We start from the raw sequence: 25,848 nt of genomic DNA on the forward strand, positions 1-25,848 counted from the left end.
CCTATCCTCCGGCCCGGTTTTCAATTCGCTGCACCAGCGAGGCGGGGACTTTAGGCTCGCTCAATTGAGTCAGCACGCGCTCTTTCATGTCCTTGGGCATCCGGTCGCTGGCTTCGACCTGCGCCACAAGCTGCGCTCGCTGTTCGTCTGACAGTTCGACCAAGCCCGCATCCGCTCCGGCGCTCGCCTCAACCCGCAACGGGCGCACACGTACCCCCGCGCCCAGCAGCGGCGTGCGGCCAATTACGACCTCTCGCCCTTCCAAGCCTTCGCCACGCAGCAGAACCTCATCCCCCTGACGGCGGACCAGTTGCACAGGCAGCGCCTCAAGCCGGTCATCGGGGCCCAGTACCAGAACCGTCCCCACCGCATCCAAAGCAGACGAAGGCAGGCGCACCACATTGTCCAGCGGCTGTTCCTGCACAGTGACGGTCACGAAATCCCCCGGCTTGAAGCCCGAGGCCCCATCAAGCCGCGCATAGATCAGACGCCCGGTCTGCCCTTCCCCGGCAGACCCACTGTCACGGCTGATCTGTCCCTGTGCAGTCAGATCCGCGCCCGTGACCTCAAGCGAGACCGTGACCGGGGCCGAGATCAGATCGCCATTTGCATCCAAAAGACGCACGAACTGCGCAGTCGAGATGCGAAAAGCGACCTCCAGCGCGTTGGGGTCCACAAGTTCGGCCAGCTTTTCGTTGGCCGCAACCAAACGCCCTTCGACCAGCGTGACATCCGTCAGCGTTCCACCAAATCGGGCGTGGATGGTCATATCGCCCAGATCACGTTCGGCGGCTTCAAGCGCGATACGGGCGCGAGACAGCAGTGTCGTCGCCTGATCCACCCGCGATTCCGCCTGCGCCAATGCGATACGTCTGGCCAGAACTGCTTGCTCGGCCGCGGCTGCTGCAAGTTCCGCATCATCCGCCGCCGCGACAGAACCAACACCCCGAGCCAGAAGGTCCTGCTGCCGTTTCATCGCGCGGTTTCGCAATTCAACCTGCGTTTCTGACGATTTCAACTCATCCTGCGCCAACAGAAGCGAACGCTCGGCGTCACGTTCTTCGAACTGGGCATCCAGCAAATCCGATTTGGCGCGATCAAGGGCCGATTGCGCATTTGCCGGGTCCAACTCGACCAGCACTTCGCCTGCGGTTACCGCACCGCCATCCTCGAAATCCTCAGACAGGGCAACGACCCGCCCACCCAGCGCCGCGCGCAGTTCCAACCGGCGACGGCTTTGAACCTCACCGAACGCTTCCAGATTAGGGGTGACGGTTACAAACTCGGCCGGGCGTACGGATACGGCAAAGATGCGTTCACGAGCCTTCGGCGGGCGATCTTCGCGGGTCAGCACTTCTTGCACGGCCCCCGCGATCATCTGGGCCGCAACAAACAGCAGCGCCAGCGTCACGGACGCCAGAAACACACCGACAAGGCTCTGCCTCAGAAATCGCATGTTGCACTTACCCCGGTTACATCAAGCCGCCACCTACAAAAGGTAGCCGGGCGGTCAAAAATGCCAAGCCACAAAGCGGTTATAAAATGTTGAACGTGCGAGCAGTCTACTTCCGTCGCAGATGTTCGTCCAATCTGGGCATTATTTCTACAAAATTGCAGGGACGGTGGCGATAATCGAACTGCTTTTCCAGAATCGCATCCCAGGCGTCCTTGCAAGCACCGGGGCTGCCGGGCAGCGCAAACAGATAGGTGCCACCTGCCACGCCGCCCGTTGCGCGGGACTGAACGGCCGAGGTACCGATCTTCTCCATCGAGACAATCGTGAAGACGGTGCCAAAGGCCTCAATCTCTTTTTCGTAGACGTCCCGATGCGCCTCGACCGTCACATCACGCCCCGTCAGCCCGGTGCCGCCGGTCGAGATCACAACGTCGATCTCGGGGTCGGCAATCCAAGTGCGCAGCTGATCTGCGATCTGGGCGCGCTCATCGCGGATGATTTTGCGATCCGCCACCGAATGGCCCGCCTTTTCGATCCGGTCCACCAAGGTTTGGCCCGAACGGTCCTCATCCAGTGAACGGGTGTCCGAGACGGTCAGGACCGCAATCCGAACGGGAATGAAATCCATGGTTTCATCAATGCGTGACATCTTGCGTCAGGCCCTTTCCAGAATAGCAAGGCGGATCGCCAGAGCAGTGAAAATCCCGCCCGTCACCCAACCAATGATACGTGAGGCGCGCGGGTTCGAAATCAGCACTCGCCCAGCGCCTCCAGCAAAAATCCCCACCAGTCCGTTCACCACGAACCCACCCAGCGCGATGATCACGCCCAGGATGAGGAATTGCGGCAGGATCGGTCCGATGGCCGGGTTCACAAATTGCGGGATAAAGGCCAGCACGAACAGGATCACTTTGGGATTGGTCAGGTTCACCACCATCCCGTCCCGAAACGCATAGCGCGCCGGTTTAGCAGGCGCATCCGCAGACACAGCCCCATGTCGGATCGCACCCCAGGCCAGATACAGCAGATAGGCCACACCCATCCAGCGGATCACGTCGAACAACCATGGCAGAGCAGAAACCGCAGCCCCAAGCCCAAGCCCGGCCAACAACACATGCACCATCAGCCCCGTCGAAACTCCGGCACTAGCGACCAGCGCGGGTTTTGCTCCGGATTTCAAACCCTGCCCGAAACAGAACATCATGTCCGCGCCGGGCGTAAAGTTCAGCGCCATTGCCGCCGGGATGAAAGCCAATAGAGTGACTGTTTCGATCATATCTCAACCTCGAACCAATTCACGCGCGGCCCAAGATTGGCGATCTGTGTCTGCCCTAGCGTGCCGCGATAGCCCCAGCTGTCGTGGATGTGCCCATGTAGCGACATCTGCGGTTGCAACCGTTCGATCGCATCTCGCACCGCGGTCGACCCAACCGCATCACCGGTCGAGGTCACATCGCCATAGCCTTTGGGAGGCGAATGCGTGATCAGAACTTCCGCCCCTTCGCACCGGTCCAGCAACTCAGCGGCCTCGCCCTCGGACAGGTCACAGGACCAGTCTCCGAACGGCGTCGGCGGCACGCCATAGCCCAGACCGAACAGGCGCAACCCGTCCACAGTCATACTTGTCCCGTGCAGGACATGAACGCCATGCGACGCGGCAGCGGTCAGTTCCTCGGCGCTTTCGGCGTTGCCGGGCACAAGAACCAGCGGAGCGGTGATGCCGGACAACATGTCCATCGCCTCACCCAGACCCTGCCGCATGTTGCAATAGTCCCCGGCGCCGATCACCAGATCGGCCTCGGTACTCGCAGCAACCAGTTCGGAGGCGCGGTGACGTGCCATATGCAAGTCAGAAAAGGCCAGAATGCGCATCACTTACCCTCCAGCCGAGCTTTCAGTTCCAGCAGATCGGCCCAGGCCTGTCGTTTGGCCTGCGGCTGGCGCAGCAGATAGGCAGGGTGGAACATGGGGATCACCGGCAGATCCAGCGCCTGAGCCCATTGCCCGCGCAGCCGGGTGATACCTCGTTTGCCCAGCACTGCCTGACAACTTATATTGCCCATGACCACCAGCACGTCGGGCTTGGCCAGTGCCACGTGACGTTCCAGAAACGGCTTCATCATCCCGATCTCTTCGGGCTTGGGGTCGCGGTTCTGCGGCGGCCGCCATGGCAGCACGTTGGTGATGTAGACGTTTTCCCGCCGATCCAGATCAATCGCCGCCAGCATACGGTCCAACAACTGACCCGCGCGGCCTACGAAAGGTTTGCCCTCACGATCCTCGTCCCGGCCCGGAGCCTCACCGATGATCATCACCCGCGCACCCGGCGTGCCATCGGAAAAAACCAACTGTCGCGCGCCGCGCTTCAACTCGCAATGATCAAACCCGTCCATCGCCGCGCGCAACTGATCCAGCGACCCCGCCGCTGTGGCCGCGGCCTTGGCAACCGCCACAGGATCGACCTGTTTGGGCTTTGCAGGCGCGGCCTGCACCTCCGGCTTTTTGGCTTTGGGTGCGGTATCGGGCAGCGCATATCGGTCAACCGGCGCGTCGCCAATTGCATCCGTTGCGCCCAGTTCGATCTGCCAATCCAGCAGCGCCCGCGCGGTGTAATAGTCCAAAGCCGATTCCATGCCCCTCAATCTAACCAGCTTTTGACCGAGGGAAAGCGAATAGCACTTGATCGCCCGCCCTGCCGCGCCGACCATTGTCGCATTCATGTTGACCCTTTTGCGATTCTTTCTGGTTGCCGTGTTGCTGATCCCCTTCAGCAGCCCAAGCTTTGCGCAGATAAATGACCGCCTCGGCATTCAAACCCCAGGCATCCATAACCGCAACGGCCTGTCGCAACGCAACCGGGTTCAGGACCGCGTCAACCAATGCCGCGCGGGGCAATTGCGGTGCGGGCGCAACTGCTGTCCGGTCGGGCAACGCTGCGGTTTTGACGGACATTGCATCCCACCCGGCGGCACCTATTGCGGCGGCGGGTTTTCCTGCGGTCCGTTCGAGCGTTGCATCGGCAGTCGCCGCTGCGCCCCAAAAGGCGAGAACAAGTGCCGAACAAGCCTGGATTGTCCCAGTGGCACCTCGTGCAACGGGCGCGGTGAATGCGAAGCGATCCAGCTGGAGTTTAACCTGCCCCGCCCACAAGCCAGATGTGACGACGGCAGCACCTGCGCCAGCGGTACAAGTTGCTTGCCGGGCGGCGGCTGCACCCGTCCGGGCTGGTTCCTATGCGAAGAAACCGGCTCGCAATGTCGGCAAGGATTCAAATGCTCAGCCAATCAAGGCTGCGTCCCGGTCAAGGCCGTTGATTGCGGCAATGCCAAATGGTGCAGACCCGGCGAGCGTTGCCTGCCCGAAGGCGGGTGCGAGAAACTGCCCGAGGGGTCGGAACCATAGGTTGCCTTAGCCCCCGCAGGTTTCTATAAGCGGCTCGATTGTCAGACAGGAGCCCGCCCATGCGTTTCGCCCATCGTCACCTTCTTGGCATCGAGCATCTGTCACAATCCGATATCACCGCCATCCTTGATCTGGCCGAGACCTATGTCGACATGAACCGACAGTCGACCAAGCATTCCGACGTGCTGTCAGGGCTGACGCAGATCAACATGTTCTTTGAAAACTCGACCCGAACGCAGGCCAGTTTCGAACTGGCGGGCAAGCGGCTGGGCGCGGATGTGATGAACATGGCGATGCAGGCCAGCTCAATCAAAAAGGGCGAGACTCTGATCGACACGGCTATGACCCTGAACGCGATGCACCCCGATCTGCTGGTGGTGCGGCATCCGCATTCCGGTGCTGTGGACCTGCTGGCGCAAAAGGTGAACTGCGCTGTGCTGAATGCAGGTGACGGCAAGCACGAACACCCGACGCAGGCGCTGCTGGACGCATTGACCATCCGCCGCGCCAAGGGTCGTTTGCACCGTCTGAACATCGCGATTTGCGGGGACGTCGCGCATTCGCGTGTGGCACGGTCGAACCTGATCCTGCTGGGCAAGATGGAAAACCGTATCCGCCTGATCGGCCCGCCGACGTTGGTGCCTTCGACCTTTGCCGAGTTCGGGGCCGAGATTTACGACGACATGAACGAAGGTCTGAGGGACGTCGACGTCGTGATGATGCTGCGCCTTCAGAAAGAGCGGATGGATGGCGGCTTTATCCCCTCGGAGCGCGAATATTACCACCGCTACGGGCTGGATTCGGCAAAACTGGCGCTGGCCAAACCCGACGCCATCGTCATGCATCCCGGCCCGATGAACCGCGGCGTGGAAATCGACGGCACGCTGGCCGATGATATCAACCGCTCGGTCATTCAGGAACAGGTCGAAATGGGCGTCGCCGTCCGCATGGCCGCGATGGAGTTGCTGGCCCGCAACCTGCGCGAGGCGGCATGAACAACCTGACCGTCGCCCCCCATGAACGCGGCGTGATCCGCCTATTCAAGCTGGATATGCGCGCTGAGGAGGCCAAGTTCCTGCGCGAACCCGGTGCCGCCGATCAAGTTCTTGGGGTCGATGGTCTGGATACAGGGCAGATCGATATCTTTCCCGTTTCAGACCTCGAAGACCTCGGGCTTTATGGATACCTGCACGAAGGTTGCGGTGTGTCCGAGGATCAGCTGAACCGCGCCACGCTGGACGCCATCGAAGGCTGGGTGATGGTGGTGCGCAGTGCCGCGTTTCACGATCGCGCGGCCAACTTGACGCCTGACGCCCGCCTTCACCTGCAAGGACTTTATACCGAAGAGGCCACCAACTGGACCGGCGGCGCGATCGACACTGAAAGCGCGCGGCCCTTCTCGGCCCCGCAATCCCCGATCGAGACCGGCGCACCCAACCGCATCGGCTCGGCCCTGTTGGCGGTGATCATCTTGTTTGTTGTCGGAGGTGCCCTGTGGCTGATCCTGTAGTCTTCACCCCGAACAAGCGCGCCTATATCCAAACCAACCTGACCCTGGCCGCCATCGCCATGGCGGGCGCGATGATCGTGCTTTGGCTGATCGGAAACCCCTATGTCTGGACCGGAGCGCCCGCCGGGCTTGCAGCCATCGGCATCCGCGCGTGGTATCTGGCGTCCGAGGAACTGAGCAATGCGTGGGAAATGTCTGACAGCACCCTCACCGGTCCCGGCCCGCGCAAGGTTGCGCTGAACCAGATCGAAGCCGTCAACACGATGGGCAGTTTCGTGCAGGTCGTCACCAAAAGCGGCGACAAGCACCTGATCAAGTACCAAGCCGACCCCGCCGCCACCAAAGCCGCCATAGAAAGGGCCATGGGATGAGCGACGACCGGTGGCGCAAGAAAATACCCGACACTGAACAGGTGCTGTGGCATGGGCGGCCTGACCAGGGATATTTTCCTCCACGCCTGAGATGGGCATATGGCATTCTAATTGCCTGCCTTGCGCTCAGTTGGATTGCCAGCCCATGGTTTGCGGAGACTGTGCGCGATTATTGGAAGCTTATCGGTTGCACGTTGTTGTTGGCGTTTTTCATGTGGTGGGAACGGTTGATCCGCACGCGGCGCGTCTACGTCGTGACCAACCGCAACGTCTGGTGGATCAGCGAGATATTCAAAGCAAAATCCTTATCCGTTCATCCCGACCTGAAATTCTATCGCAACGGACACAACATCGTTTTTTCGCAGCTGCGGTTTCTGGTATTCGAATACCTGCCCGACCCGGACGCCGCCATGGCAGCCCTGATCAAAGCCCGAGAGGCCCAGACATGACCGACCAGATTTTCACCAATGCCCGCCTGATCGACCCCGAGGCCGGAACGGACACAGTTGGTTGGCTGCACGTCTCGGAAGGCCGCATTGCTGGCCTCGGCGAAGGTGCCGCTCCGGCCACAGACGCACAGGTGATCGACTGCGGCGGGCAATGTCTGGCCCCCGGCATCGTCGATATCGGAGTCAAGGTTTGCGAGCCGGGCGAACGGCACAAGGAAAGCTATAAATCCGCCGGCTTGGCTGCCGCAGCGGGCGGCGTAACCACCATCGTTACCCGTCCCGATACGCTGCCCGCCATCGACACACCCGAAACGCTGGAATTCGCCACGCGCCGCGCGCAGGCGGATGCGCCGGTCAATGTGCTGCCCATGGCCGCGCTGACCAAGGGCCGCGAAGGGCGCGAGATGACCGAGATCGGCTTTCTGCAAGATGCAGGCGCTGTGGCCTTTACCGATTGCGACCACGTAGTCGCCAATACCAAGGTTTTTTCCCGCGCGCTGACCTATGCCAAATCCTGCGGCGTGCTGGTGATAGCGCATCCGCAGGAACCGGGACTCAGCACCGGGGCCGCCGCTACCAGCGGCAAGTTCGCCGCGCTTTATGGGTTGCCTGCCGTTTCGCCCATGGCGGAACGCATGGGGCTGGACCGCGATATTGCTCTGCTTGAGATGACCGGAGCCGCCTACCACGCCGATCAGATCACCACCGCCCGCGCCCTGCCCGCGCTGGAGCGCGCCAAGCGGAACGGGCTGAATATCACCGCAGGCACCTCGATCCACCACCTGACGCTGAACGAATTGGACGTGGCCGACTATCGCACCTTCTTCAAGGTCAAGCCGCCGCTGCGGTCCGAGGATGACCGGCAAGCCGCAATTGAGGCGGTGCGCACTGGGCTGATCGACATCATCAGTTCGATGCACACGCCACAGGACGAGGAAAGCAAACGCCTGCCGTTTGAAGAGGCAGCATCGGGCGCAGTGGCGCTTGAGACGTTATTGCCTGCCGCACTGCGCCTCTATCACGCCGAGCAACTGGACCTGCCGACCCTGTTCCGCGCCATGGCCTTGAACCCGGCCAAACGGCTGGGGCTGGAGAGCGGACGACTGGCCGAATGCGCACCAGCTGATCTGGTGCTGTTTGACCCGGACGTGCCCTTTGTGCTGGATCGCTTCAGCCTGAAATCGAAATCGCAGAACACTCCGTTTGACGGCCAGCGGATGCAGGGTAAGGTCACGGCAACCTATGTCGCAGGCCAAGAAGTATACCGGAGACCCTGATGCCCCCAATTGACAGTTCCACGGCCCAACTGATCCTTTGGGCCGCATTTGGCTATCTGATAGGGTCGATCCCTTTTGGTCTGATCCTTGCCAAGGTGATGGGGCTGGGAAATCTGCGCAATATCGGCTCGGGCAATATCGGCGCGACCAATGTCCTGCGTACCGGGAACAAACGCGCTGCTGCGCTGACCCTGATCTTTGACGCCGCCAAAGGCGGGGTCGCTGTCCTGCTGGCGCGCGCACTGGCCGGAGAAGACGCCGCTCAAATCGCCGCCCTGGCCGCGTTTTTGGGCCATTGCTTTCCGGTCTGGCTGGGGTTCAAGGGCGGCAAGGGTGTCGCGACCTTCCTCGGCCTGTGGCTGGCATTGGATTGGCGCGTCGGCGTAGCCTGTTGCCTGACATGGCTGGTGACGGCGCTGATCTGGCGCATCTCGTCTCTCGCGGCTCTGATGGCTGCGGCGATGTCGACAATCTGGATCATGGTGCTGACTGAGTCCCCGACATTTGGGCTGGGTGTTGTCCTGACCTTGCTGGTCTACTGGCGCCACAGCGCCAATATCGCGCGCATCAAAGCTGGGACCGAGCCAAAAATCGGTCAGTCTTGACCGCCTCGGACCCGTTTCTTACCGCATTCTTCGCAATCCCTCTTGGCACGTCCTACGGGCAGAGCGGCGGCAGATCCTATGTCGTCAGCCGCATCGAGTTGGCAGGTGGGAAATCCCACAAGCTGGTGGCCCGTGAACGCGGTGGGCCGGACTATATCAGCCTGAACCTTTATCTGACCAAAAACAGCGGCGCCCTGCTGCGCCCCTGTGAGATGTCGGCACAAAAAGTCACTGAATTCGTGATTTCTTTTCAGCCCGAAAAGTAAGCATCGCCCTTTATTCATGGGCGAAACGCGTTTGTTACCTCATGATCACATTTGATTGTTTTGAACGTGATCAGACCGGCCCCCACTTCGGGGTCGTGACGGCCAATTACCGACCGCACAGAACAAAATCGACAGGGTTGCCCAGATACAATTACTGTGTCGTCCGGTGGCTCAATTCACGAAAGGTGAACACCATGAACAAGATCAAATCCCTCATCGGCGGCGTTGCGCTGTCCGTCGCAGTTGCAAGCACGGCTCTGGCCGCTGGCGTTGAACTGAACGCAAGCTCGACCGGCCTGGCGCTGCAGGGTTATGACCCGGTTGCCTACTTCACCGTTGGCGAAGCCACCAAGGGCGACTACCGCATCACCACACTGCACAACGATGCGCTGTACCGCTTTGCTTCGGAAGAAAACAAAGTTGCATTTGAAGAAAACCCCGAAGCGTACCTGCCCGCATATGGCGGCTACTGCGCATTCGGCACCGCGATGGGCTTCAAGTTTGACGGCGACCCGAACTACTGGAAAATCGTTGACAACAAGCTGTACCTGAACCTGTCGGCCGACATTCAGGAACGCTGGGAAGGCGACATCCCGGGCTTTAACGAGCGCGCAGACGCCAACTGGAAAGACATTGCCGGCAAAACTCCGGCAGAGCTGCAAGCTCAATAATCCACTCACGGATTACCTCGGGGCGGCGGCAGAGAAATCTGCCGCCGTTTTTCGTTGAACAGCTATCTGTAGATAGTTTCCCTTCCGCAAGCAAACTTTCAACCGCACGCCGCCCCTCTGCCACGTCGGTTCGGTGAAAACCCCCTCCTTCGCTAAATCACCGAGTGATCCAACCCTTCGCTCAAACGTATTCAAATATACAAGTGCGCGATCCAAACCGGGAAAGGCGCAATAAACTGAGCTGAGGGAAAGAAGCACGACATGAGAAAAAAGATTTTGGCGGCCACTGGCCTTGCGTTTCTGGCGGCGGGATCAGCCGCTGCGCAATCTTCAGGCGACTGGACGGGCTTCTATGGCGGTCTGCAAGTCGGATATGCCGATATCGACACAAACATCTCGGGCATCGACGGCGACGGTGCGATTGGCGGCATCATTCTGGGCTATGACTACGATCTTGGCGATTGGGTTGTTGGCGGCGGCTTCGACTACGATTGGACAGACGTTGATCTGAGTGGCGCAGCCACGGTCGAGGATGTTTGGCGCATCAAAGCGCGCGGGTAACAAAGTCACATCGCAAGGGCTGCTTTATGGCATCGGCGGCTTTGCCGAAGCCGGAACCGATAATCTGGGCAGTGACGATGGTTGGTTCATCGGTGCCGGGTACGAACAGATCGTTGCCCCGAATGTAAGCATCGGTGGCGAAATCCTGTATCACGAGTTCAACGACTTCAATTCATCCGGCGTCGACGTCGATGCGACCACCTTTCAGGCCCGCGCCGCATACCGGTTCTGACCCATTCCTTGCGCACAAGCTTGGTCCCGACCAGAAGTCGGGGCCATGTCAGATCATAGTTCCAGGATGGTGCTGCCCGTTGTCTTGCGTGCCTCAAGCGTGCGATGCGCCTCGGCCACCTGATCCAGCGGGAAACGCTGGTCGATGTGGATTTTGACCTCGCCCCCATCAACTTTGTTGAACAGACGGCGCGCCATCGCCTGACAAACGCTGTGATCGGCAATATGCGTGAACAAGGTGGGCCGTGTGATCTTGATCGAGCCTTTCTTGGCCAGAATGCCGATGTCGATAAGCGGTACCGAGCCCGATGCATTGCCAAACGAGATCATCATCCCCAGTGGCTTGAGACTGTCGAGCGAGCCGTTGAACGTATCCGCTCCGATCGAGTCCATTACCACGTCCACGCCTTTACCACCCGTGATCTCGGCCACGCGCTCGGCGAAGTCTTCGGTGCGATAGTTGATGCAATGCGCCGCCCCGTTGAACTTGGCGAGGCTACATTTTTCGTCCGTTCCTGCGGTCCCGATAAGTTTAATCCCCTCGGATTTGGCCCATTGGCAGGCGATCAAGCCTACACCTCCGGCAGCGGCGTGGAACAGAACCGTATCCCCGCGTTTCAACGGCGTCGTGCGATGAAATAGATATTCGACCGTCATCCCCTTGAGCATCATTGCCGCAGCCGTGTCGAATGAGATGCTTTCAGGCAGCGGGCACACTTGCGCCGCAGGCATCACCCGCGCCTCGCAATAGGCCCCGGCTGGCATTGCGGCATAGGCCGCGCGCTGACCGGGTTCCAGATGGGTCACGCCTTCGCCCACTGCCTCGATCACGCCCGAGGCTTCCATTCCCAGCGCGTGTGGCAGCTCAAGCGGGTAAAGACCCGCGCGCTGGTACACGTCGATAAAATTCAGTCCGCAGGCACGGTGACGAATGCGCACCTCGCCCGGTCCCGGCTCGCCCATCGGGCGATCTTCGAGGGTCAGAACCTCGGGGCCACCATGTTTGTGAATGACGACTGTACGTGCCGTTTGCTGCATACTCACCTCCTGTACCCTGACGACAAGCTAACACGCTTGTGACGCAGCGCAATCGGCACAAAAGCGCAACCCGGCGCAAATCGGGAAAAACTGTGCTATACTCGGGGGTAAGCGTTGCCGGCGGGTCCGGCCCAGGGCAACCGATGCCGGATTCTCTCTGCTGCGCCAAGCCGCAAAAGAGGAGGGGATGACGATGGCGAAAACGATTGGAAACCCGGTAAGCTGGGCTGCGCGAAATCTTGGCGCTACCAGCGATCACATCGCGGAAAGCGTCAACAGCCTTGGCAGTGCCGACACACGAAAACTGCCAGTTGTTCGAGATCTGACCATGCAGGACCTGCGGGAATGTTTGAAGGCCGGGGGTCGCGACTTTCTGGAAACCCGCGCGGATGCGGTGTTTGTCGTGCTGATCTATCCGATTGCGGGCTTGCTGATGTTTGGGTTGGGGCTGGACCGCAACATGATCCCTCTGCTGGCCCCTCTGGTCGCAGGGTTCGCGCTGATCGGCCCTGTGGCCGCCGTTGGCCTCTATGAGATCAGCCGCACCCGTGAAAAGGGCGGCGAGGCGCATTGGCTGGACGCGCTGTCTGTATTCCGCTCACCTTCCTTCGGCGCCATTCTCGCGCTGGGGTTCTATCTGGTTATGTTGTTTCTGATCTGGCTGATGGTCGCACAGAGCATCTATGTGCGAACCCTTGGTCCTGATCTGCCAGAGTCGTTGGGCGCATTTCTGACTCAGACCTTCTCGACCGGCGCGGGTTGGACCATGATCCTGTTCGGTAACGCGGTCGGCTTTTTGTTCGCCCTGATCGCGCTTGCGGTCAGCGTTGTCAGCTTTCCGCTGTTGCTGGACCGCCAGGTCGGGCTGCCGGTTGCTGTGGTGACGTCGGTCCGGGTGCTGAGACAGAACCCCGCCGTCATCCTGGGTTGGGGATTCATCGTCGTCGGAATGCTTATCCTGGGCGCGATCCCGCTGCTGCTGGGGCTGATCGTGGTGATCCCGGTTCTGGGCCACGCCACGTGGCATCTCTACCGCCGCGCCGTGGCCTGAACAGGCTGGCGGTGTTTAGCCGCCCACTTTCAGAACGATCTTGCCGATATGGCCCGAGCTTTCCATCCGCGTATGGGCCGCTGCGGCCTCGGCCATATCAAATTCGCTGTCCATAACCGGTGCAACCTTGCCTGCATCCAACAGCGGCCAGACTGCCTCGCGCAGGTCCTGGGCGATTTTGGCCTTAGCCAGATCGGATTGCGGGCGCAGGGTGCTGCCGGTCAAGGTCAGGCGTTTCACCATCATCATGGCAAAGTTCAGCTCGACCTTGGGGCCTTGCAGGAAGGCGATTTGAACCAGCCGCCCATCCTCGGTCAGAGCCTTAACGTTGCGCGGGATATAGTCCCCGCCCACCATATCAAGGATTAGGTTCGCCCCGCCTTCGGCGCGCACGGTGGATACGAAATCCTCATCCCGGTAATTAATCGCCTTTTCGGCCCCCAGTATCTCGCAGGCGGCACATTTCTCGGCCGATCCGGCGGTGGCAAAGACCCGTGCGCCGAACGCATTTGCAAGCTGGATCGCCGTTGTTCCGATCCCGCTGGACCCGCCGTGAACCAAAAACCGCTCGCCCGCTTTCAGACCGCCGCGTGTAAACACATTGGACCAGACGGTAAAGAAGGTCTCGGGCAGACACGCAGCCTCCTTAAGGCCCATCCCCTCTGGCACCGGCAGGCAATGGGCAGCGGGCGTGGCAACGTATTCGGCATAGCCACCGCCGGGCAACAAGGCGCAAACCTGATCGCCGATGGCGACACCTTCGACCCCTGCGCCGAGGGCAACGACTTCGCCCGACGCCTCAAGCCCCGGCAGATCACTCGCGCCCGGAGGCGGATCATACGCGCCCGCACGCTGCAAAGCATCCGGGCGGTTAACACCCGCATAGGCCACTTTCAACACCACCTGACCAGCGGCGGGCTCGGGCACTGGGCGTTCGGTCAGTTGCAACACATCCGGGCCGCCGGGCTTGGTGATTTCAACGGCGCGCATCATTTGGGTCATAGGCAAGTCCTCCTTGGCGCATTGCCTAGCAGGCGAAATCGGAAAGGCCCAGACACTTACGTGCTACTTGCGTGGGTTCAACATTCCCGGCAGATCAGCCCGCATCTTCATCGGAGCCCTCACCTGACCGGCCAACCAATTCGGAACCGCAAGGAAAGGTTTGAACAGAGGGTTGCCGTTCACCTGCGCCTTGAGCTTTTCAAACTGCATGACGTTATCGATGCGACGATCCAGAAACTCCCACGTCTTCTGATGATCCGGCGAATCATCCCCCAGCCAAAACAGCACGGTCGAGGAATAGACCCCCGACAGCGTCGCTCGCTTGGTGTACCAGTTCACATCATCCGAGGTATCCCCCAGCGTGTCCCAGATCAGGTCGCAGGTCTGCCACATCGCCTTCGCCCCATCCGCCGCATGCATCGGCAGCGAAAACAGCGTCATGCCGCGGCGCACCAATTCCTTATCATCGACGGCCTGTAGGCGAAACCGGACCGCAGCGGCGATACGGTCGCGGAACTTCAGATCGCTCAAATCCTCGGCTTTCAAGCGTTCCACCATGGCCGCATCCCCCTGGGCATGAAAAGCCAGCGCCATATCGACCGCGCCACGGGGGCAGATTGAGCGGGCCAGCGCCTCATCAATATCGCAATCACTGATGGCCATGCGAAAGCTGGTTTCCGACCATCCGTCAAACGGGACATGGTCCAGCATCGCATTCAATAGCTGCTCTTTTGCGTCTACATAAGTGGTGGTCATGGCGGTTCTCCGGGTTCTGGCACCAGTACTAGACAAGTTAGAACGGCTTTGCTATACGGCCACTTCCTGCAATTTCCTTGCAACTCTATCTAGAAAGGTGGTGACAACCACATGCAGGTTAGTGTTCGCGACAATAACGTCGATCAGGCGCTTCGTGCCCTGAAGAAAAAGCTGCAGCGCGAAGGCGTGTTCCGTGAAATGAAGCTGAAGCAACATTTCGAGAAACCGTCCGAGAAAAAAGCGCGCGAGAAAGCTGAAGCGATCCGCCGTGCCCGTAAACTGGCACGTAAGAAAGCACAGCGCGAAGGTTTGCTCTAAAACCCCGCTCGTCCAGCTTTGGATGACACTATTTGACGACCCCCGACGCATCGCTCGGGGGTTTGTCGTTTCTGGCCCAAAGAAAAACGCCCCGGAACATCAGGGGCGTCAGGATCAGTAGATTTTGGGCACGTGCAGCTCATCCGGCAGAACACGACGTTCATATTCGGGGTTGTACTTGCGATCCGGCAGATTGACCTTTTCTTGCGGTACATCGGTGTAGGGGATCTTGGTCAACAAGTGTTCGATACAGTTCAGACGTTCGCGCTTTTTGTCATTGCCTTCGACGATGTACCACGGCGCTTCCGAGATATTGGTGCGGAACAGCATATCCTCTTTGGCCTTGGTGTAAGCCTCCCACCGGATGCGGGATTCCAGATCCATCGGCGACAGCTTCCACTGTTTCATCGGATCGTGAATACGCATCAAGAATCGCAACTGCTGTTCTTCATCGGTGATCGAGAACCAGTATTTCAGCAAAATGATGCCCGAGCGCACCAGCATCCGTTCAAATTCGGGAACATCCTGAAAGAACTGTTCAACCTGATCTTCGGTGGCAAAACCCATGACCCGCTCGACGCCCGCGCGGTTGTACCATGACCGGTCAAACAGCACGATCTCGCCCGCCGCCGGCAGGTGCGGAACGTAGCGCTGGAAATACCACTGGCTTTGTTCCCGGCGACTGGGCGCGGGCAAAGCCACAACCCGCGCGACCCGAGGGTTCAGACGCTGGGTGATCCGCTTGATCACGCCCCCCTTGCCCGCGCTGTCACGCCCTTCGAACAGGATACAAACCTTGGCCCCGGTATGCTGTACCCAATCCTGCACCCTGATCAGTTCAGCCTGAAGGCGCAGCAGGTTACGGAAATAGACCTTGCGGTCCAGCATCTCAGGGTGCTGATCCTTATAGATCTTGCGGATCTCCATCGAGAGCATGGGCTCGCTAAACTCGATCTCGAAATCTTCGTCTAGCGTGTCTTCCAGCTCGGCCTCAAGCCAGTCTTTGGGGGCGTCGTTGTATTCGTCAGCCAAGGTCTGCTCCTTACTAGTAACCGGGTTCGGACCCTATCGGGCGCATGTAACCGCCTGATGTCATCAGATGAATTGATGAAAGCCCTTTCCTATGCTCATCGGACCGTTACGGCAAGGTCGCGGGTCGGACACGGAAACGGCACCCTTTCCAAATATGTGGACCTGAAAACGCCCAAATGCAAGCAACGGAATTGCCGCATTGCCAATGGGTTGCACTCCGCCGGCTTGCATCAACGTACCCTGTTGCTGCATCAAGGCCGGGTCAAAACCGCGAGAGGCCTGTGGCGTATTTCCTTTCCCTTCTGCCCCTTATTTGGCCCTGGTTCATCCTGATCGCCGCTCAGATCAGCGCGATATCCGGTCGATGGCGTCTTGGCGCATCGTTGCTGAGCCTGTTCGGAACAGTCGCCTTCGCGCAGGGGCTGGTTTCAGCCAGCGCCTTAATGGTCGCGATTGCCGGGCTTGCGGGGGCCGCAGCGCTGCGCCGCACATCCGGGCTTTGGACTTTGCCCGGCCATTTCGCGCTGATCTTATGGTGTGTGGCCTTGGGTGCGCATATCGTTCCGGGGTTCAACAATCTTCTGGTGCTTGATCAGGTGCAGGCCGGACCCGGAAGTACCGATTTCTCCATGTATATGAATCTGGACAAACCTTTGGTTCTGTTCGCCGCACTTCTGGTCTGGCCCGGACAGAATGCAGGCTTGCCCGCTATTCGCAAAACGCCATTGATCCTGGGGATTTTGACCTTGCCCGCTTTATTTGCGCTAGGCCTGTCCCAGCAAGCGGTGCGCCCCGAGGTTGGTCTGCCACATTGGTGGCTGATCTTTGCGCTGTCCAACCTGTTCCTAACCTGTTTGGCGGAAGAGGCCTTTTTTCGCGGCTATCTGCAATCGGCCCTGTCCTCAAAGCTCGGCGCGGCCTTTGGTATCGCTGCGGCCAGCTTGTTGTTTGGGCTGGTGCATTTTGCCGGTGGCCCGTCGCTTGTCGTGTTCGCAGCTATTTTGGGCGCGGGATGCGGATTGGGATATTACGCGACCAACAGGCTATGGGTGCCGGTTCTGATGCATTTCGCCTTCAACGCCGCGCATCTGGCGCTGTTCACCTATCCCGGCCCCGCCTGACGTCAGACCGGCAGCGCCGTAGTCTTGAACACAGTTCTCAGCGCGAATGAGCTTTGCATCTGCGCCACACCCGGCAAGCGCGAAAGGTATTGGCGATGAATGCGGGCAAAATCCTCGGTATTTTCGGCCACGACTTTCAGAATGTAATCCGCCGTCCCGGCCATTAGATGGCATTCCAGCACATCGGGGATACGGGCAACGGCTTTTTCGAACGCGTCCAGAACTTCTTCGGCCTGCCCCTGCAAGGTGATCTCGACAAACACCGTGGTCGGTACGTTCATCTTACGTGCGTCCAGCAGGGCCACATAGTTGCGGATATAGCCCTCAGCCTCAAGCCGTTGGACCCGACGATGGCAGGCCGAGGGCGATAGATTCACCTGCTCGGACAGCTCTGCATTAGACATCCGGCCATTTTTCTGTAACGAGGCCAGAATCTTTCGATCCGTCGTATCTAGGCTCATGGGCGCAATTCCTTTGCGTGATTGGAGCATCATACAGGAAATTCTCCCGAAAAAAACCGCCTGGACAGGCAGAGTTTCACAGAAATTGCAGCACAGTTTGCCCATTCTTTAGGCAGTTTATGAACGGAGAGACCAAATGAAAATCGGTTGCCCAAAAGAGATCAAACCGCAGGAGTTCCGCGTCGGCATGACCCCGAATGCTGCGCAGGAAGCGGTTGCGCGGGGTCATGAGGTGATCATCGAAACCGGCGCGGGCCTGGGCTCGGGCTTTGACAATGCCGACTATGTCGCTGCTGGTGCACAGATCGTAGACACCGCCGCCGAGGTATTCGCCACCGCTGACATGATCGTCAAGGTCAAGGAACCTCAGGCAGGTGAGCGCAAGATGCTGCGCGAAGGCCAGTTGCTGTTTACCTATCTGCACCTCGCCCCCGACCCGGATCAGACCCATGACCTGCTTTCCTCGGGCTGTACTGCCATCGCCTATGAGACAGTGACGGACGCGAGCGGCGGCCTGCCGCTGCTGGCTCCTATGTCCGAGGTTGCCGGGCGTCTGGCCCCGCAGGTCGGGTCTTGGACGCTGCAAAAAGCCAATGGCGGACGCGGTGTGCTGATGGGCGGCGTGCCAGGTGTCGGGCCCGCAAAAGTGGTTGTGATTGGCGGCGGTGTGGTCGGCACGCATGCGGCCAAGATCGCTGCGGGCATGGGCGCGGATGTGACGGTTCTGGACCGCTCGCTGCCCCGCCTGCGCTATCTGGATGACGTGTTCGGCGGGCAGTTCAAGAACCAGTATTCAACCGCTGGTGCCACCGCCGAGCTGATCCAGACGGCCGATATGGTGATCGGCGCGGTTCTGATCCCCGGCGCAGCAGCACCCAAACTGATCACCCGCGCGCAACTGTCCACCATGAAACCCGGTGCGGTTCTGGTCGACGTTGCCATCGACCAGGGCGGCTGTTTCGAGACGTCGAAGGCCACCACGCATGCCGATCCGATCTACGAAGTCGATGGCGTCATGCATTACTGCGTTGCCAACATGCCCGGTGCCGTGGCGCGCACATCGACCATCGCCCTCGGCAATGCGACGATGCCATTCATGCTGGCTCTGGCTGACAAGGGCTGGAAACAGGCCTGCCAGGACGATCCGCACTTGATGGCCGGTCTGAACGTCCATGCAGGTCAGCTAACCTACTATGCGGTTGGCAAGGCTCTGGGGATTGACGTCGTTTCCCCCAACGTGGTCATCAAAGCCTGAACGGCTCCCGCCCCTGAGAGCGCCCTCTCCCGAGGGCGCCTACAGCGTTGGGCATAGCGCCGCGTCTGCGACGCGGCGCGGAGGGCACAAGACGAACGCTCCCGCAAAACGCAACAGCGCCGCGCGATTAGCGCGGCGCTGGGCCCAACCGGAAAAGGGCATTTCAATGCCCGTATGACGGGCGGGAGATTTACGCCTGCTTGTGAATCTCGACCGAATGCGGGTAAGGGATCGAAACGCCCTTGGCGTCGAATGCCTCTTTCACAGCTTTGGTCAGCTCGAATTTCACGTCCCAGTAATCTCCCGCGTCACACCATAGGCGCGCTGTCAGGTCGACCGAGCTATCGCCCAGATTTGTCACACGTACCCAGGGCTCCGGGTCGCTGTGAATACGCTTGTCGGCTTTGGCCACGTCCAGGATGATCTGCATCGCGGCATCCGCACTGTCGCCATAGTCGATCCCGAACACCAGATCGACGCGGCGCGTGTCATGGGCCGAGAAATTTGTGATCACGCTGCCCCAGGCCTGCCCATTGGGCACGATGATCTGGACGTTGTCAGGGGTGACCAGTTCCGTTGTGAACAGGTTCAGATCCTTCACCGTCCCGGCAGTACCGCCAATATCGACATACTGACCCAGCTTGTACGGCCGGAATACGACCAGCATCACCCCGGCCGCCAAATCGCTGAGCGTCCCCTGCAAGGCCAGACCAATGGCCAGCGAGGCGGCACCCAGAATAGCGACGATACTTGTGGCCTCGATCCCGAAAATGCCCAGAACAGCGACCAGCACCATCGCCAGGATCGCCCACTTCACCAGGCTGGCAACAAAATTCCCTAGCGTTGGATCGATTTGTGGGGTTGCGTTGATGCGACGCCGCACCACGCCCGCGATCATCCCAGCTACGGTCCAGCCCAATACCAGAACAACCAGTGCCTTCACGGCATTCATCACCAGCGGCGCAAAAGCACCGACCTGTGTAGCAACTTCATCCACGCGTTTCTCCTTCTACAAGCCATAAGAAAACCCGCGACGCGCGCGGAGATCACCAAACTGTGAGCGATAAATGCGCGTCAGTCTAGGTGCGGATTTCTCTGCTTTTCCCCGCCTGTTCCCGAATGCACAATATCTGACCAGTAACGCACAGCGCGCGCCACTGGTAGATCGGCACCGCAACACCTAACTGTGTTCGGAACCTTCATACAGGAGCCCCTATGCTGGACGCCGCAAACCACCCGATCACTGCCCGCTGGCCCGCACAGTCACCGGAAAAACTGCAACTCTATTCCTACCCCACGCCCAACGGCGTCAAAGTCTCGATCATGCTCGAAGAGATCGGCCTGCCCTATGAGGCGCACCTGGTCACGCTGGCGGACTCAGACGTAAAAAGCCTCGAATTCCTTTCGCTGAACCCCAACAACAAGATCCCGGCCATCATCGACCCGAACGGACCGGATGGCGAGCCGGTCTCATTGTTCGAAAGCGGTGCGATCCTGCTGTATCTGGCTGAGAAAAGCGGTCAGCTGATCGGAAAAACCGCGGCGGACAAAGCACGTGTGACCCAATGGTTGATGTTCCAGATGGGCGGGCTGGGTCCGATGTTCGGGCAGCTTGGCTATTTCCACAAATTCGCTGGCAGCGAGATCGAAGACCCTCGCCCGCGCAAGCGCTACATCAACGAGGCCAAGCGTCTGTTGAACGTCGTTAACACGCAGCTGGACGGGCAGGACTGGATCGCCGGGGACTACTCGATCGCTGATATCGCCATAGTCCCATGGCTGCGCGGGTTGGACTACTACGGCGTCAAAGACCTGCTCGGATGGTCGGATTTCGCCAATCTTCAGCCTTATGTGGACCGTTTCCTGGAACGTCCAGCAGTCCAGCGCGGATTAACTATACCTGCGACAAGCTAAGGCAGATCGGGGGCGAGGCATTGCCCCGCCCCAACGCCCGCTATCCGGGCAGTTGTCCGGTCAGAACATAGCGCAGCACCTCGACCACCTGAGCGGGGTGCTCGGCGACGGCCAGCGCTGCGGCGTCGACCTCTTTCAACGCGTGCTGATGATCGGAGCCGTGCAGCACGATCAGCGATTTGCCCAACGCGGCGGCGTAACCCGCATCAAACGCGGCGTTCCACTGTTTATACTTGTCGCCAAACCGAACAACGACCACGTCGGCATCCGCAATACCCTTTCGGGTGCGAATGGCGTTGACCATCGCACCTTTGCGGTCGTGCCAGTATTTGTTCGACTCTGCCCCCAGAATGGCCACGCCGCAATCGTCGCTGGCGGCGTGATCGGTGACGGGGCTGTTGAAAGTGACATCCAGCCCCTTGGCGCCATCGATGATCTGTTCCCGCCAATCGGTATGGATTTCACCCGAGAGGTATACGTTCAGGCCCATAGTTAACTCCTTGTTATTTGTCTGCGACCCTAGTCAGAAATCGGTGGCAACCCAAGGGGCGTTCAGAAGCGTAACCGCCAGAAAATCGGCTGATCCTCTTTCACCGCCCGCCGGGCTGTACTGCGATGTTTGCTGCCCAGCATTGGGGGCATCTCGCGCGTTTGTTGGAACCCGAATGCACGCGGCAGTCGGGTATAGATCGAACGCGGCGGCAGCCGACCCCATGTAATCCCTTTCAGTTTAGCGCCGGACTCTGGCTGGTGCATCCAGACATCACGCACGGCAAACTCATCCCGCAGCAGCATCAGGACCGACAGCATCATCACATCGGCCCAGATTTTGGCGTATCTCTGCTGCAGGCTTTGCTCATAGTCGCTGGTCAGCCGCAATGCCCGCGACCGGGGCGCACGATGTTGCAACCGCCGCCGGGCGCGACCTACGAAACGCAGCCAATCGGACTGGATCTCTTCGATCAGGCAATGGCCGCTTTGCAGGTCCAGATCCAGACGACACCATGCCAGTGTCGGGCGCCCGTGTCTGCGAACCGGGTGCAGGCTGCTTTGATAGGCGCCAACCTCAGCGCGCTGTTCGAATTGCCACAGTAACGCCGCGTGTTCGCTTGGGAACCCAAGCTGAACCACCAGATTGTGGGCTTTACGTGTCGTCTGCTCGCCGGACCAGATGTCGAAGCTCAGGCAGAAATCCAGCCAATCGGATTGATACGCAACCTCCAGCCCCCTTGTCGCCGCCGGGCCCAAAGCCCCAAGCCGCATCGCGCGGTCCGCATGGGCCACGGCCATTACATCGTGCCGCCGCAAGACCCCGCCACAAGACGCAACGATCGGCTGCACCAAAGGGCGCATCAGAAAGCGGGACAGTTCAGACTGTTTAAGGTCCGAGATCGGCATCTCGGCCTGTATCGACTGGCACAGCAACCACGGGCTTTGCCGGCCTGGATAATAGGGAAAGGGCATCTCTTGCGGCAAAATTTGCCGGATCATCGAGATGTCTTGAAGTTTCATGACAGCTCTCCAACGGGAAACAAGGCCCGCCGGAATGCTGGCGGGCAATCAGAAAATGAAAGGCGCTTGGGCGCGTTTGGGATCTGGCATCTGGCAGACTCCGGGGTTTGATTACGTTAGGAAGTCGTCAATAGGGTGGCTTGCTGATTCTGCTCAACCCCCTGAAAGGGCCCACAGCTTTCTGTTGCGACACGGCAACACCATCCCCAGAAACGAGAAAAGCGCGCCCGCAGGCGCGCTTTGCATTTGGATCAAGGCCGGTTTAACCGCGTAACACGCCGCCAGTGGCCTTGCCGACCTTGGCGATGATCTTCTGGCCAACCGCCTCGATATCTTCTTCCTTCAAGGTTTTGTCCGTCGGTTGCAAACGCACGGTAATGGCCAGAGATTTCTTGCCCTCACCCAAACTACCGCCGATGAATTCATCGAAAACACGCACATCCTCGATCAAGGCCTTATCCGCCCCCGCCGCTGCATTCACCAGCGTCAAAGCCTCGACATCCGCATCGACGACAAAGGCAAAGTCACGCTCGACCGCTTGCAAATCGCGCAGCTCCAATGCCGCACGGGTCGCCCCGGATTTGCGGGGCAGAGGTACCTCGTCCGGCCAGATGGTAAACGCCATCGCCGGGCCCCTGATGTCCATCGCCTGCAAAATACGCGGGTGCAGCTCACCGAACACACCCAGCACCTTTTTCGGCCCCAGGCAGATCTTGCCGTGCCGCCCAGGATGCCACCACACATCACCATCGCGCAGGACCTGCACCTTGGCGGGCGCTCCGATGGCCGCCAGCACAGCCTCGACATCCGCCTTGACGTCGAACACATCCACTGCGCGCGTGGCCCCATGCACATCCTTTGGGCCATCGCGGCCCACCAAGAGACCGGCGATCTGGGTTTTCTGATCGCCCGGCTCGCCATCATGGAAGACCGGACCAACCTCGAACAGAGCGACATCCGCAAAGCCGCGCGCCTGATTACGCGCGGCCGCCTGCAGCAGGCCAGGCAGCAGATCGGGGCGCATATGGCTCATCTCCGAGGAAATCGGGTTTTCCAGCTGCGTCGCGGCATCGCCGCCCCCGAACAGGGCAGCGGACGCCTGATCAATGAACGTATAAGACACACATTCATTGTACCCCAGCGCCGCGCAGGTCCGGCGCGCCATCGACTGACGGCGCTGCGTCGGTGTCATCACCGCCTTGGGGATGCCATCAGTCACACGCGGCAGCGGTTTGCCCTGCAGCTTGGTCAGGGAGGCGATCCGCGCGACCTCTTCCACCAGATCGGCCTCACCCATGATATCGGGACGCCAACTGGGCACATGGGCCATCTCACCCTCAAGACGGAAGCCCAGACGGGTCAGGGTCTGGCGCTGTTCGCTTTCGGGTATCTCCATCCCGACCAGAGACTGCACCCGCGCCGCATCCAACTTATAGGCACGCGCGTGGTTCGGAGCCTTCCCGGCCTCAACAACCGAAGACACTTCACCGCCGCAGATATCCAAAATCATCTGCGTCGCCTGCTCCAGCCCTTCACGGGTGAATTGCGGGTCAACGCCGCGTTCAAAGCGGTAACGCGCGTCCGAGTTAATCTTCAGCGCGCGGCCCGTCAGGGCGATCTGCACATGATCCCAGAAGGCGCTTTCGAGGAAGACATTGACCGTCTCATCGGTACAGCCGGTTTCCTCGCCGCCCATGATACCCGCGATGGATTCCGCGCCCTTGTCGTCCGAGATCACCATCATACTGCGCTGCAGAGTGTATTCCTTCTCATCCAGCGCCACAAGCGTTTCACCACCCTTGGCGCGGTGAACCCGCAGGTTGCCCTGCACCTTGTCCGCATCAAACACGTGCAGCGGCCGGTTCTGGTCAAAGGTCATATAGTTGGTGATATCCACCAGCGCCGAAATCGGACGCAGACCAATCGCCTTCAACTGATCCTGCAGCCACTGCGGGCTGGGGCCGTTCTTGACGCCCCGGATTACACGACCGGTGAAATGCGGCGCGCCGTCCAGTGTGTCGTCATCAATCGTCACCTTGATCGGGCATTCGAAATCCCCCGGCACTGGCGCGTGGATATGCTCTTTCAGCGTGCCAACCCCACGCGCTGCCAGATCACGAGCGATGCCAGCCACACCCAACGCATCGGGGCGGTTCGGCGTGATCGCAATCTCGATCATCGGGTCGATCTTGGACGGGTCATTCTCGGCCAGCCAGTCGACGAAAGTGTCGCCGACCTCACCCGAAGGCAGCTCGATGATGCCGTCATGCTCATCCGACAGCTCCAGCTCGCGCTCTGAGGCCATCATGCCAAAGCTCTCAACGCCACGGATCTTGCCGACACTGATGGTGATATCCAGACCGGGGATATACATGCCCGGCTTGCAGACCACGACGGTGATGCCTTCGCGCGCGTTGGGGGCACCGCAGATGATCTGCAGATCGCCTTCATCCGTCGCCACCGTGCAGACGCGCAGCTTGTCGGCGTCGGGGTGTTTCTCGGCCTGTTTCACATGGCCCAGCGTAAAGCCCGCCAGACGGTCCGCCGGGTTCACGACCTCTTCGACCTCAAGGCCAAGATCGGTCAGCGCCTCAGTGATCTCATCAACCGACGCATCGGTGTCGAGGTGGTCTTTCAGCCAGGACAGAGTGAATTTCATTGCTCGGGGCCTTTTTTGGCAGATATCCAGTCGGCACAGGCAATGACAAAGAATGCGCCAAGGTGCAAGCGCTGCGGGTCAAGGATAGGTGGGGGTGCGGCCCAAAAGCTCGTCCAATTGCCGCCCGATCCAGCCATGGGGGATGAAATGCCCGCCCGGATGGGTGTCCAGCGTGACCTGCCCGTGCGCGCAATCAGTCCACTCCACCCTGCTGAGGGTCAGGAACGGCTCAACGCTCCAATCGCCGCGCGGGGTGCCATCGTGGCAGTCATACGCCGCGCGCCACAGCGCCACCGGATAGGTCGTGTCCCCGCCCGTACCGTAGGGGAAATCCATCACCGTATCGTCCAGCCCATGCACATGGCGCGCCTCGCGCGGGGCCTCGGGGCAATCTTCGGTCTGCGAGATTGAACCAGCAACCCCCAGAAGCGCCGCGATATCATTGCCCGACTGGCAGACATAGCGCCACGCCATCGCCCCGCCAAAGGAATAGCCCGAGACATAGATGCGGTCCTTGTCTACCGGATAGCGTTTCGCCACATCTTCAAGCACCGCATCGGCAAAAGGCACGTCCGGCGTGTCCGCTGCCCAGAAATCCCACGTCTTGTTCGCGCCGTTTGGGGCCACCAACAGCACGCCGCGCAGCTTGGTCGCGCCTGCGATGCGCTCATGATTCACCACCAGCGTGCCCTGCCGTGCCCAGCCGTGGAAATGCAGCAACATCGGCAGAGGCGTTTCGCCATCCCACCCCTCGGGCTCGAGCACGTGGTACGAGCGGTCACCCACAGGGCAAGCGGTTTGTCCATGACAGTCCCGCGCGGCCAGCGCCGGAGAGGCCATCAGCATCAGCAAAGCAATCAGTCGATATATCATGCGCCCGACCCTAGCCCCCTGACGCCCTGTGTCACGTCACAACCCTGTGGGAAACTG

31 protein-coding genes are annotated in these 25,848 nt (G+C 60.0%); 15 read left to right on the forward strand and 16 right to left on the reverse strand.

Annotated features, from left to right (window positions below):
* Window position 1 precedes the first annotated feature (1 nt).
* From ACR0C5_RS08605 to ACR0C5_RS08630, 6 genes are all read right to left on the reverse strand, one after another.
* A complete protein-coding gene (locus tag ACR0C5_RS08605; RefSeq protein WP_480875973.1) occupies window positions 2-1,456 on the reverse strand; it encodes an efflux RND transporter periplasmic adaptor subunit in 1,455 nt (484 codons plus the stop codon).
* Window positions 1,457-1,562: 106 nt separating this feature from the next.
* Window positions 1,563-2,105, reverse strand: coding sequence for a molybdenum cofactor biosynthesis protein B (gene moaB / locus ACR0C5_RS08610; protein WP_170772654.1), 543 nt, complete (start codon window positions 2,103-2,105; stop codon window positions 1,563-1,565).
* A 6-nt stretch (window positions 2,106-2,111) separates the two neighbouring features.
* A complete protein-coding gene (locus ACR0C5_RS08615) occupies window positions 2,112-2,732 on the reverse strand; it encodes a LysE family translocator (RefSeq protein WP_170772656.1) in 621 nt (206 codons plus the stop codon).
* Complete coding sequence (locus ACR0C5_RS08620) at window positions 2,729-3,328, reverse strand: metallophosphoesterase family protein (RefSeq protein ID WP_480875975.1); 600 nt, start codon at window positions 3,326-3,328, stop codon at window positions 2,729-2,731. Before ACR0C5_RS08620 ends, ACR0C5_RS08615 begins: the two co-directional genes overlap by 4 nt.
* Window positions 3,328-4,089, reverse strand: a complete 762-nt coding sequence (locus tag ACR0C5_RS08625; protein WP_480875977.1) for a uracil-DNA glycosylase — start codon at window positions 4,087-4,089, stop codon at window positions 3,328-3,330. The genes ACR0C5_RS08620 and ACR0C5_RS08625 overlap by 1 nt, the downstream gene beginning before the upstream one ends.
* Window positions 4,090-4,099: 10 nt before the next feature.
* On the reverse strand, window positions 4,100-4,408 hold the full coding sequence (locus tag ACR0C5_RS08630) for a hypothetical protein (protein WP_170789666.1): 309 nt from the start codon (window positions 4,406-4,408) through the stop codon (window positions 4,100-4,102).
* A gap of 509 nt (window positions 4,409-4,917) precedes the next feature.
* Between ACR0C5_RS08630 and ACR0C5_RS08635 the strand changes: the two genes are divergently transcribed.
* From ACR0C5_RS08635 to ACR0C5_RS08680, 10 genes are all read left to right on the forward strand, one after another.
* Window positions 4,918-5,853, forward strand: a complete 936-nt coding sequence (locus ACR0C5_RS08635; protein ID WP_170772661.1) for an aspartate carbamoyltransferase catalytic subunit — start codon at window positions 4,918-4,920, stop codon at window positions 5,851-5,853.
* Window positions 5,850-6,368 (forward strand): hypothetical protein, encoded by a 519-nt coding sequence (locus ACR0C5_RS08640; protein ID WP_480875979.1) that lies wholly within the window; start codon window positions 5,850-5,852, stop codon window positions 6,366-6,368. Before ACR0C5_RS08635 ends, ACR0C5_RS08640 begins: the two co-directional genes overlap by 4 nt.
* Window positions 6,353-6,739 carry a hypothetical protein gene (locus tag ACR0C5_RS08645; protein ID WP_170772665.1) on the forward strand — a complete coding sequence of 129 codons (387 nt, stop codon included), beginning with the start codon at window positions 6,353-6,355 and terminating at the stop codon, window positions 6,737-6,739. Before ACR0C5_RS08640 ends, ACR0C5_RS08645 begins: the two co-directional genes overlap by 16 nt.
* The gene (locus ACR0C5_RS08650; RefSeq protein ID WP_480504451.1) at window positions 6,736-7,188 is read left to right on the forward strand and encodes a hypothetical protein; all 453 of its coding nucleotides are present in this window, start codon (window positions 6,736-6,738) and stop codon (window positions 7,186-7,188) included. The genes ACR0C5_RS08645 and ACR0C5_RS08650 overlap by 4 nt, the downstream gene beginning before the upstream one ends.
* Entirely contained in the window at window positions 7,185-8,465 is a 1,281-nt protein-coding gene (gene pyrC, locus ACR0C5_RS08655) for a dihydroorotase (RefSeq protein WP_480875981.1), read from the forward strand. The genes ACR0C5_RS08650 and pyrC overlap by 4 nt, the downstream gene beginning before the upstream one ends.
* A complete protein-coding gene (gene plsY, locus ACR0C5_RS08660) occupies window positions 8,465-9,070 on the forward strand; it encodes a glycerol-3-phosphate 1-O-acyltransferase PlsY (RefSeq protein ID WP_480875983.1) in 606 nt (201 codons plus the stop codon). Before pyrC ends, plsY begins: the two co-directional genes overlap by 1 nt.
* Window positions 9,067-9,336 (forward strand): hypothetical protein, encoded by a 270-nt coding sequence (locus ACR0C5_RS08665; protein ID WP_480875985.1) that lies wholly within the window; start codon window positions 9,067-9,069, stop codon window positions 9,334-9,336. Before plsY ends, ACR0C5_RS08665 begins: the two co-directional genes overlap by 4 nt.
* A 194-nt stretch (window positions 9,337-9,530) precedes the next feature.
* A complete protein-coding gene (locus ACR0C5_RS08670) occupies window positions 9,531-10,007 on the forward strand; it encodes a YHS domain-containing (seleno)protein (RefSeq protein ID WP_170772674.1) in 477 nt (158 codons plus the stop codon).
* A gap of 261 nt (window positions 10,008-10,268) precedes the next feature.
* Window positions 10,269-10,568, forward strand: a complete 300-nt coding sequence (locus tag ACR0C5_RS08675) for an outer membrane beta-barrel protein (protein ID WP_480875986.1) — start codon at window positions 10,269-10,271, stop codon at window positions 10,566-10,568.
* Window positions 10,540-10,800: an outer membrane protein gene (locus ACR0C5_RS08680; protein WP_480875988.1), complete on the forward strand. Its 261-nt coding sequence runs from the start codon at window positions 10,540-10,542 to the stop codon at window positions 10,798-10,800. Before ACR0C5_RS08675 ends, ACR0C5_RS08680 begins: the two co-directional genes overlap by 29 nt.
* A gap of 53 nt (window positions 10,801-10,853) precedes the next feature.
* Here the strand turns inward: ACR0C5_RS08680 and ACR0C5_RS08685 are convergent, their stop codons facing one another.
* Window positions 10,854-11,837, reverse strand: coding sequence for a quinone oxidoreductase family protein (locus ACR0C5_RS08685; RefSeq protein WP_480875991.1), 984 nt, complete (start codon window positions 11,835-11,837; stop codon window positions 10,854-10,856).
* A 193-nt stretch (window positions 11,838-12,030) separates the two neighbouring features.
* Between ACR0C5_RS08685 and ACR0C5_RS08690 the strand changes: the two genes are divergently transcribed.
* Window positions 12,031-12,888 (forward strand): DUF2189 domain-containing protein, encoded by an 858-nt coding sequence (locus ACR0C5_RS08690; RefSeq protein ID WP_480875993.1) that lies wholly within the window; start codon window positions 12,031-12,033, stop codon window positions 12,886-12,888.
* Window positions 12,889-12,903: 15 nt separating this feature from the next.
* Here the strand turns inward: ACR0C5_RS08690 and ACR0C5_RS08695 are convergent, their stop codons facing one another.
* Complete coding sequence (locus ACR0C5_RS08695; protein WP_480875995.1) at window positions 12,904-13,890, reverse strand: NAD(P)H-quinone oxidoreductase; 987 nt, start codon at window positions 13,888-13,890, stop codon at window positions 12,904-12,906.
* 63 nt (window positions 13,891-13,953) lie between these two features.
* A complete protein-coding gene (locus ACR0C5_RS08700; protein WP_480875997.1) occupies window positions 13,954-14,646 on the reverse strand; it encodes a COQ9 family protein in 693 nt (230 codons plus the stop codon).
* Between the two features lie 111 nt (window positions 14,647-14,757).
* On the opposite strand from ACR0C5_RS08700, the gene rpsU reads away from it, so the two are divergent.
* On the forward strand, window positions 14,758-14,964 hold the full coding sequence (rpsU, locus tag ACR0C5_RS08705) for a 30S ribosomal protein S21 (protein ID WP_005614280.1): 207 nt from the start codon (window positions 14,758-14,760) through the stop codon (window positions 14,962-14,964).
* 114 nt (window positions 14,965-15,078) lie between these two features.
* On the opposite strand, the gene ppk2 is transcribed toward rpsU, so the two are convergent.
* Window positions 15,079-15,996, reverse strand: a complete 918-nt coding sequence (ppk2, locus tag ACR0C5_RS08710) for a polyphosphate kinase 2 (RefSeq protein ID WP_170785014.1) — start codon at window positions 15,994-15,996, stop codon at window positions 15,079-15,081.
* Window positions 15,997-16,277: 281 nt separating this feature from the next.
* Here ppk2 and ACR0C5_RS08715 point away from each other — a divergent pair, with 281 nt between their 5' ends.
* The gene (locus ACR0C5_RS08715; RefSeq protein WP_480875999.1) at window positions 16,278-17,117 is read left to right on the forward strand and encodes a CPBP family intramembrane glutamic endopeptidase; all 840 of its coding nucleotides are present in this window, start codon (window positions 16,278-16,280) and stop codon (window positions 17,115-17,117) included.
* 2 nt (window positions 17,118-17,119) lie between these two features.
* On the opposite strand, the gene ACR0C5_RS08720 is transcribed toward ACR0C5_RS08715, so the two are convergent.
* On the reverse strand, window positions 17,120-17,578 hold the full coding sequence (locus tag ACR0C5_RS08720; protein WP_170772689.1) for an Lrp/AsnC family transcriptional regulator: 459 nt from the start codon (window positions 17,576-17,578) through the stop codon (window positions 17,120-17,122).
* Between the two features lie 136 nt (window positions 17,579-17,714).
* Here ACR0C5_RS08720 and ald point away from each other — a divergent pair, with 136 nt between their 5' ends.
* Complete coding sequence (ald, locus tag ACR0C5_RS08725; protein ID WP_170789654.1) at window positions 17,715-18,833, forward strand: alanine dehydrogenase; 1,119 nt, start codon at window positions 17,715-17,717, stop codon at window positions 18,831-18,833.
* Between the two features lie 190 nt (window positions 18,834-19,023).
* On the opposite strand, the gene ACR0C5_RS08730 is transcribed toward ald, so the two are convergent.
* Window positions 19,024-19,785: a mechanosensitive ion channel family protein gene (locus tag ACR0C5_RS08730; RefSeq protein WP_480504545.1), complete on the reverse strand. Its 762-nt coding sequence runs from the start codon at window positions 19,783-19,785 to the stop codon at window positions 19,024-19,026.
* 263 nt (window positions 19,786-20,048) lie between these two features.
* Between ACR0C5_RS08730 and ACR0C5_RS08735 the strand changes: the two genes are divergently transcribed.
* Window positions 20,049-20,747 carry a glutathione S-transferase family protein gene (locus ACR0C5_RS08735; protein ID WP_170785022.1) on the forward strand — a complete coding sequence of 233 codons (699 nt, stop codon included), beginning with the start codon at window positions 20,049-20,051 and terminating at the stop codon, window positions 20,745-20,747.
* A 40-nt stretch (window positions 20,748-20,787) separates the two neighbouring features.
* Here the strand turns inward: ACR0C5_RS08735 and ACR0C5_RS08740 are convergent, their stop codons facing one another.
* From ACR0C5_RS08740 to ACR0C5_RS08755, 4 genes are all read right to left on the reverse strand, one after another.
* The gene (locus ACR0C5_RS08740; protein WP_480876002.1) at window positions 20,788-21,237 is read right to left on the reverse strand and encodes a YtoQ family protein; all 450 of its coding nucleotides are present in this window, start codon (window positions 21,235-21,237) and stop codon (window positions 20,788-20,790) included.
* 62 nt (window positions 21,238-21,299) lie between these two features.
* Window positions 21,300-22,259, reverse strand: a complete 960-nt coding sequence (locus ACR0C5_RS08745) for a hypothetical protein (protein ID WP_480876004.1) — start codon at window positions 22,257-22,259, stop codon at window positions 21,300-21,302.
* A gap of 262 nt (window positions 22,260-22,521) precedes the next feature.
* Window positions 22,522-24,918, reverse strand: a complete 2,397-nt coding sequence (pheT, locus tag ACR0C5_RS08750) for a phenylalanine--tRNA ligase subunit beta (RefSeq protein ID WP_480876006.1) — start codon at window positions 24,916-24,918, stop codon at window positions 22,522-22,524.
* Window positions 24,919-24,996: 78 nt separating this feature from the next.
* Window positions 24,997-25,791, reverse strand: coding sequence for a CE1 family esterase (locus tag ACR0C5_RS08755; protein ID WP_480876008.1), 795 nt, complete (start codon window positions 25,789-25,791; stop codon window positions 24,997-24,999).
* Window positions 25,792-25,848: the final 57 nt, after the last annotated feature.

Source organism: Ruegeria sp. N8 (assembly GCF_056531325.1).